Consider the following 606-nt stretch of genomic DNA (forward strand, 5'->3'; position numbering starts at 1 on the left):
GGCGTCCTCGCCGACCCGCTCGCACCACGCGACCAGCACGGCTGCGCCGGTGCGCGAGGCCAGCCGCCCGAGCAGGCTCATGGTGAGCGCCGGACGACCGAAGAACGGCGCGAATTCGCCGTCGCCCTGCTTCGGCTGCTGGTCAGGCAGGATCCCGACCACGCCCCCGCCATGCAGCCACTTGAACAGCTGGCGCGCGCCGGCCGCCTCGGCGCGGATCTGGGTCACGCGCGTCGGATCTCCGTGTGCAGCACGCACGCGGTTGAGGAAGGCATCGCCGATCGGCGACTCGGGAGGCGCGTACAGGATCGCCAGCGGCGTGCGCGACGCCAGCCACTGGTTGAGCAGTTCCCAGTTGCCGTAGTGCGGCGCCACCACGATGACGCCGCGGCCCGCGGCGATCGCGTCGTCGAGTTGCTGCGTACCGTGCGCCTCGACGATGCGGGCGAGGTTACGCGGATGCGCATGCGTCCAGAAGCGCACCGTCTCAAGCGCCTGTCGCGCGGTGCCGGACAGGATGGCGCGACGGAGCGCTTCGCGCTGGTCGGCCGACATTTCCGGGTAGGCGAGTTCGAGGTTGCGCGACGCGATGCGGGCCTCGCGGCT

1 protein-coding gene is annotated in these 606 nt (G+C 71.8%); it reads right to left on the bottom strand.

Going from position 1 to position 606, the window contains the following annotated elements:
• Nucleotides 1-606, bottom strand: a 606-nt coding sequence (locus FW784_RS14145; protein ID WP_484482019.1) for an LpxL/LpxP family acyltransferase, incomplete at both ends; no start/stop codon positions are given.

The organism is Cognatilysobacter lacus (genome assembly GCF_008274655.1).
Taxonomy (GTDB): Bacteria; Pseudomonadota; Gammaproteobacteria; order Xanthomonadales; family Xanthomonadaceae; genus Cognatilysobacter; species Cognatilysobacter lacus.